Source organism: Mycobacterium sp. (assembly GCF_035603715.1).
GTDB lineage: Bacteria > Actinomycetota > Actinomycetes > Mycobacteriales > Mycobacteriaceae > Mycobacterium.
Genome location: NZ_DATNJW010000640.1, coordinates 1 through 7,174 on the forward strand (window position 1 = coordinate 1; position 7,174 = coordinate 7,174).

Genomic DNA, 7,174 nt, shown 5'->3' on the forward strand with positions numbered 1-7,174 from the left:
CGTCGAGATTCAACACGAGGTAGGTGACGCCGCTGACCGCCCACACCACGGCCAGAATCATCGACTGCCGCGTGAGGATGCGCATTGCCGATCGCCGCTGCTCGGGATTCGGTTGTTGTTGAGCGACGAACCAACGCAGGACCGGGATGAGATTTGCGATGCCGCCGGCCGCGACGGCCACGGTCCCGAGAACGACGATGACCGCCGCCGTAACGAGGCTGGTTGGAGCGAAGTACGCCCTAGTCTCGTTGGTGAACTGACCATGCAGCGGGATGACGATCGCGGCGGCATCGGCGGAGCCGATCAGGTGCCCGCAGGCGAGACCGGCCGCATAACGGATCGCAATGTTGCGGCCGGTCGCCCGTTGTGTTTGTGCGGCGTCGGTCACGGGACAAAGGTAGCCCGCTGACAGCTGGAATTACCGCGGGTGTCAGCCCACGGGGTATCCCACGGATTTGACCTCGGTGTACTGATCGAAACCGGCCACACCGTTCTGGCGGCCAACGCCGCTGTCCTTGTATCCACCGAACGGCGTATCTGCGCCGTAGGGTGCGCCGCCGTTGACGCCGATGAAGCCGGCCTTGATCCGACGAGCCACGGCCAGCGAATGCTCCAGCGATCCCGACATCACGTTGCCGGCCAGACCGTATGGGCTGTCGTTGGCGATGCGGATCGCATCTTCTTCGTCGTCAAACGGGATGACCGACAGCACCGGACCGAAGATCTCTTCCTGGGCGATCGTCATCTTGTTGTCGACGTCGGTGAAAAGTGTTGGCCGGACGAAATATCCCTTGTCGAATCCAGTTTCCGCACCGGGCCCGCCGACCAGCGCGGTGGCACCTTCCTCGACGCCCTTCTTGATGTAGCCCGTGACGCGGTCGAACTGTCGCTGCGAAATCACCGGCCCACACAGGGTGCCGGGGTCCTGCGGGTCGCCGCAGGTGATGCTCTCGTAGATGCCCTTCAGGATCGCCACACCCTCCTCGTAGCGAGAGCGCGGCAGCAACATCCGGGTCGGGTTGGCGCAACCCTGCCCCGCGTGCATACACGGGGCAATGCCGATCGCGCAGGCCAACCCGAAGTCGGCGTCCTCCAAGACGATGGTGGCCGACTTGCCGCCGAGTTCGAGGAACAGCCGCTTCATGGTGGCCGCGCCTTTTTCCATGATCCGCTTGCCGACGACCGTCGACCCGGTGAACGAGATCAGGTCGACCTTTGGCGACACCGTAAGCTCCTCGCCCACAAAGTGATCCGACGCGGTGACGACGTTGACGACACCGGCGGGGATATCGGTCTTTTCAGCGATGAGCCGGCCCAGGCGAGTCGCGTTGAACGGAGTATTCGGCGCCGGCTTGAGCACGACGGTGTTGCCGGTGCCCAGCGCCTGCCCCAGCTTGTTGATCGTCACCTCGAACGGGAAGTTCCACGGCACGATCGCACCGACCACGCCGACCGGCTCCCGCCAGACCTTGACGGAGGTGTTCGCGCCGGTGAGGCTGATCACCCGGTCGCCGAGATCGGTTTCCCAGGCGTATTCGTCGATCAACCGGGCGGGGTACTTCAGCCCGTCGGCCAGCGGGGCGTCCAGTTGCGGGCCGAACGTGATGGCCCGCGGCGAGCCGACCTCGAGGATGAGCTCCTCGCGCAACTCCTCTTTCTCCGATTCGATCGCGTCGTGCAGCTGCAACAGGCAGCGCTTGCGCAGCTCCTTGTTGGTCGACCAGTCGGTCTCGTCGAAGGCGCGGCGGGCGGCATCGATGGCCCGGTGCATGTCCTCCTTCGACGCATCGGCGACCTCCCCGAGCGGCTCCTCGGTCGCCGGGTTGAGGTTGGTGAAAGTACCGGCCTGACCGTCGACCAACTTGCCGTCGATCATCATTTTCGGCTCGAAGCGGACCTTTACAGTGTCAGTCATGTTTGTTGCGCTTTCGTAGTTGGGACGCTGAGCAGAGCGCCAGGACGCACGATACTATGGGAAGCCTTACCGGAAGATAGCCGGTTGGCAACCCTCGACGGAGTCTGACCCATCCTCGATGTTGTTGACCAAATATCTGTTCCACCGTAGAGTTCGCCATTGCCCGTAGTCAATCGCCCCGAAGCCAACAGGAAACGTGGATTTCTCATACCCGCCAGAGGTGGAACAGGTCCGCAAAGAGTTGCGCGCGTGGCTGGCCGCGAACCTGACCGACGAGGTCATTGCCGCGAACCGCGGGCGAGGTAGGGACGAAGGAGCATTTCAGACCCTTCGGGCGTGGAACGCGACGATGGCCGACGCCGGTTGGGCCGCGCTCTCCTGGCCGCAGGAGTACGGGGGCCGCGGGGCCGGCGTACTCGAGCAGCTGGTCTGCGCCGAGGAGACCACCCGCGCACGCGTGCCGGTCCATCTCAATGTGATCGGGATGAACAACATCGCCCCGGCGATCATGCAGCACGGGACCGAGGCGCAGAAGCGCACTCTGCTCCCCCGGATGATGCGCGCCGACGACATCTGGTGTCAGGGAATGTCGGAACCCGAAGCCGGCTCCGATCTCGCCTCACTTCGCACCCGCGCGGTGCGCGACGGCGATCACTTCGTCGTCAACGGCCAGAAGATCTGGACCTCATTGGGGCACCGGGCCAAATGGTGCCAGCTGTATGTGCGCACCGATCCGGACGCGCCGAAGCACAAAGGCATCTCATGCCTGATTCTCGACATGTCGTTGCCGGGCATCGAAGTTCGGCCGCTTGTCACGCTGAGCGGCGACGCGGATTTCGCCGAAGTGTTCTTCAACGACGTGCGGGTACCTGCGGATGCCCTGCTCGGTCCCGAGAACGGCGGCTGGCAGATCGCCACGACGACACTGAGTCACGAACGAGCCGGGGCCGCACGGCTCTACACCGAGATGCAGGTGAGGCTGGCGGAATTGGTCACCGATCTCGCGGACGTACAGATCGGCCACCGGCCGGTGCTCGAGGACCCGACGACGCTGCGACGTCTGGGCGAAATCGCTTTGCGCATCAAATATCTCGAGGTGCTGTGCCAGCGGTCGATCTCCGCGATCCTGCACGGCGGCGACCCGTTCGCATCGGCAAGCCTCGCCAAGACGATCTGGGGTGAGGTCGGGCAGAGCATCGCCGCGCTGGCTTTCGACCTGCTCGGAACACACCCCGACGGCCGCCGCTGGGCCGACTACCGCTTGACCTCGCGCTCGCTGACCATCGCCGGCGGTACGACGCAGATCAACAAGAACATCACCGCCCAACGCGTTCTGGGGTTGCCGCGCTCATGAATTTAGAGCTGACCGACGAGCAGATCGCACTGCGCGACACCGTGCGAAGCTTCCTCGCCGAAAGGGCCTCGATCGCCGAGCATGTCCGACCGATGCTCGACGACGCGACCGGCACCACCGAGTCGGTCTGGCAGGGGCTCGCCGACTTGGGCACCACCGGCTTGCTTGTGCCGTCGGAATACAACGGCGCCGGCATGACGATGGTCGAAGCCGGCGTCGTGCTCGAAGAACTCGGCGCCGGGCTACATCCCGGGCCGTGGCTGTCCACGGCCGTCGCCGCGACCCGCGCGCTGACGCGATTCGAAGTGGACGCCAGCGTGGCGGCCCCACTTTTCACCGGTATCGCGGACGGCTCCACGACCGTCACGGTGGGCCCGCTCGACGGTGACCGCCCGAGCGCGGCCGCAAGTGGCGACGGTGTGGTGCTGCGTGGCGAGATCGACAGCGTGTGGGATATCGCCGCCGCCGACGTGATCCTCGTGATCGCCGACGATCGGGACGGCACAGGTCTTTTCGCGGTCCAGACGCCGGCGCCCGGCATCGACATCATCCCGCAAACCGGAATCGACCAGACCCGCAAGCGATTTCGTCTGCGGCTCGACGAGACGCCCGGGCAACGTCTGAGCGCGGTGTCACCCGATTCTGTCGAGGCGCTGGTCGATGACGTGACGATCGCATGGGCCGCTGACGCGCTCGGCGCGGCACGGGCAATCCTGAACCTCGTCGTCGAGTACGCCAAAGTCCGGCGACAATTCGGCCAGCCGATCGGTGCCTTCCAGGCGGTCCAGCACCTGTGCGTCGATATGTACGAGACAGTCGAACTCGCGCGCAGTGGCGTGATCCACGCCCTATGGGCCGCCGACGCCGGAAGTCGCGCGGAACGACATTCGGCGGCGTTGCGCACCAAGGCGTTCGCCGGCCGACTGGCCGCCGTCGGCGATACGGCAATTCAAGTCTTCGGTGGTATCGGCTACACCTGGGAGCACGACGCTCACCTGTACCTCAAGCGCCTGCTGAGCTGGAGCGCGTTTCTGGACGCACCCGACGAATGCCTCGTGCAGATTGGCGCGCAGTTCGCCGAGTCCGTACTGCACTGAAATCCGATCACAGCGCGCTAATACCCTTCAACCTGCGCAATTGATGCTCAGCAACCTGGTAGCGTTAAACCAAATATTGGGTCACGGATCGCGCGGGACCGGCCTGTGGAGGTGTCGTGGGGCTTCAGCAACCATCCGAGGCTGGAGCAACGTCGAGCTCTGCGCGCCTAGACTTGCCCGATGCCGATTCGTTGGCCCGGTCCGAGCGAGCCGGACGTTCGCGCATGACGTCGCGGGGACGGGGTGCCGCAAAACGCGTCCCCGACTTGGCGAACGACCGTGGCGGCTCTTATGACGACGGCACCCGTCGCACCGAAATCCTGCAAACCGCCGCATCGTTGATCGCCTCCTCCGGCTTGCGGACGTCGCTGCAAGAGATCGCCGATGCCGCGGGCATATTGCCGGGAAGCCTTTATCACCACTTTGAATCAAAGGAAGCGATCCTTGTCGAGTTGGTGCGGCGCTACTACGCCGACCTCGATCGCATCGGCGAAATTGCGCACGAGAAATTAGACCAAGCCGACCCGCGCTCCGTCGCCGACAAGATCGTCGAATTGGGGTCCGCGATCGCGCGCTGCGCGGTACAGCACCGCGCAGCCCTGCAAATGTCGTTTTATGAGGCCCCCAGCGCAAATCCGGAACTCGTCGAGCTCCTGCAAAACCCGCCAACCGCCGTGCAGCAGGCAATGCTGCAAACGCTGCGCGCGGGTAGATGGAGCGGCTTCATTCGATCCGACATCGACCTGCCCACGCTGGCCGACCGGATCTGCCAGACCATGATGCACGTCGGACTCGACATCATCAGACACACCGGCGCGGCCGACCAGACCGCGGTCGTGATGTGCCGCATCATGTTGCACGGTTTGGCCAGTCGGTCGCCCAGCGATCGGGAACTGAACAGCTCCAGTGCGTTTGCCGCGGCGGAGGCGGCCATCAAAACCTGGACCGACGAGGGCGAGTCGGACGGCAACGACAAGGCGGCGCACGTGCGTGCGGTGGCACGAGCCGAGTTCGGCAGAAAAGGCTATGAGGTCACCACAATCCGTGACATTGCCGCCGCCGCAGGTCTGGGCACGGGGACGGTTTATCGGCTGATTGGATCGAAGGACGAACTCCTCGCCTCGATCATGGAGTCGTTCGGCATCAAGGCCGGCGGCGGATTCGCCAGCGTTCTGCGCACCGATGCCACGCCCGTGGAGAAATTGGACGCACTCAGCTGGGTCAACATCAATGCGTTGGATCAGTTCCCCGATGAGTGGAAGATCCAACTCGCATGGATGCGCCAATCGCCGCCCGATACGCCCAACCCCGGCCTCGCTTTCACCATGCGCTTACGACAACTCAGAACGCTGCTGTCGGAAGGGATCGAGTCGGGCGACATCCGCATCGAGGAGTCCCCGTCGCTGTCGATGCTGGCGCGCTACGTCATGGATGCGCTGTGGGTGCCGGAAAACATCGTCCGGGCTCAAGGCAAGCATGCGGCGCTGCTCAATGCCCGCGACACGCTGGTGCGCGGCGCCGCCGAGCGTGACACATCTGCATCAATCTGACAACCAAGATTTCGAATACTCACCGGTAGGCGCACCCGCCGCCGCATACTTGCGGGGTGCGTGTTGCCGGACTCCGTGTCATGGACTCCGCTTTCGCGGCACGGACACATCACCAGTTCGCGTGCGGATCGCGGTCTCGCACCCGGCCTGGTAATCCCGTTCTTGTACCAAATATCTGTTCACGTAAAGTACTCGTGAGCCTTACTGTTGGCGTCCCTAGAGAGGAATGAAATGACTGGTATCGAGCAGTTCCGCTACGACGGCAAGCGGGCGTTGGTAGTCGGAGGTGCCACCGGCATGGGCGCCGCTGCGGCCAAGATCGTGGGTGACCTCGGAGCCGAGGTGATCAACCTGGACTACGCGCCGGTCGAAGCCGGCCTGGGCCGCGGAATCCAGGTCGACCTTCGGGACCCGGCGTCGATCGACAAGGCTCTCGAAGAGGTCGGCGGACCCGTCGACGCCCTGTTCTCTGCCGCCGGCATCGCTGACGGTCCGGACTTGATGAAGATCAACTTCATCGGACACCGGCATGTGATCGACAAGCTGATCAGCAACGGCCAGCTGGGTCGCGGCGGGGCCATCTGCTTCATCTCCTCAGTGGCCGGCATCGGCTGGGAAACCGACTTGCCTCGGCTTCAGGAGTTCTTGGCCACGCCCGACTTCGCATCGGCAGACGCCTGGAGCAAAGCCCACGAGGCGGACAACTTCGGCCACTACGGCACCAGCAAGCAGGCGATCAACGCCTACGTCGCAACGCATGCATTCCCGTTCCTGGCCAAGGGCATCCGGATCAACGCGATCTGCCCGGGTCCGACCGACACTCCCCTCGCCCGCGCCAATGCCGACCTGTGGCTGTCGTTCGCGCAGGACTACCGCGAGGCCACCGGCACCGCGACGCACACGCCCGAGCAGATGGGCAATGTGATGGCGTTCCTGAACAGCGACGCCGCCGCGGGTGTCAACGGCGTGACCCTGCTCGTGGACTACGGACACGTCAACTCGTCGAATACCGGGACGTTCGCAGCGGGCAAGCCGATCATCGACTTGCTCATGGGCCGCATTTCCCTGGGCTAGCCCGTCGCGCCTGTTTACTCCCGGGGACGCACGCAGGCTGATAGAAACAGCGTGCGGGACAAACCTGCGTGCGTCGGGAGGTGTCTGGTGGGACCACGGCTTATCACCGCGGCGGTAAGCGCTTCACTCGTGGCGGCAGCGTGCTCCGGGTGCTTTTCGGACAACAAGGCGACGCAGAAGACCG

General features: G+C 64.3%; 5 protein-coding genes and 1 pseudogene. 4 read left to right on the top strand and 2 right to left on the bottom strand.

Translation table 11 applies throughout. The features are described from left to right. Both VN856_RS26030 and VN856_RS26035 read right to left on the bottom strand, forming a co-directional pair. Positions 1-388: pseudogene (locus VN856_RS26030) on the bottom strand (adenylate/guanylate cyclase domain-containing protein); the annotation flags it as partial. Positions 389-430: 42 nt separating this feature from the next. Further along, the gene (locus VN856_RS26035; RefSeq protein WP_325694692.1) at positions 431-1,915 is read right to left on the bottom strand and encodes an aldehyde dehydrogenase family protein; all 1,485 of its coding nucleotides are present in this window, start codon (positions 1,913-1,915) and stop codon (positions 431-433) included. A gap of 196 nt (positions 1,916-2,111) precedes the next feature. On the opposite strand from VN856_RS26035, the gene VN856_RS26040 reads away from it, so the two are divergent. From VN856_RS26040 to VN856_RS26055, 4 genes are all read left to right on the top strand, one after another. Beyond that, positions 2,112-3,269 carry an acyl-CoA dehydrogenase family protein gene (locus tag VN856_RS26040; RefSeq protein WP_325694694.1) on the top strand — a complete coding sequence of 386 codons (1,158 nt, stop codon included), beginning with the start codon at positions 2,112-2,114 and terminating at the stop codon, positions 3,267-3,269. Then, the gene (locus tag VN856_RS26045; protein ID WP_325694696.1) at positions 3,266-4,366 is read left to right on the top strand and encodes an acyl-CoA dehydrogenase family protein; all 1,101 of its coding nucleotides are present in this window, start codon (positions 3,266-3,268) and stop codon (positions 4,364-4,366) included. The genes VN856_RS26040 and VN856_RS26045 overlap by 4 nt, the downstream gene beginning before the upstream one ends. 224 nt (positions 4,367-4,590) lie before the next feature. Continuing rightward, positions 4,591-5,916 (top strand): TetR/AcrR family transcriptional regulator, encoded by a 1,326-nt coding sequence (locus VN856_RS26050; protein ID WP_325694698.1) that lies wholly within the window; start codon positions 4,591-4,593, stop codon positions 5,914-5,916. A 231-nt stretch (positions 5,917-6,147) separates the two neighbouring features. Continuing rightward, a complete protein-coding gene (locus tag VN856_RS26055; RefSeq protein ID WP_325694700.1) occupies positions 6,148-6,990 on the top strand; it encodes an SDR family oxidoreductase in 843 nt (280 codons plus the stop codon). The last annotated feature ends 184 nt before the right edge of the window (positions 6,991-7,174 follow it).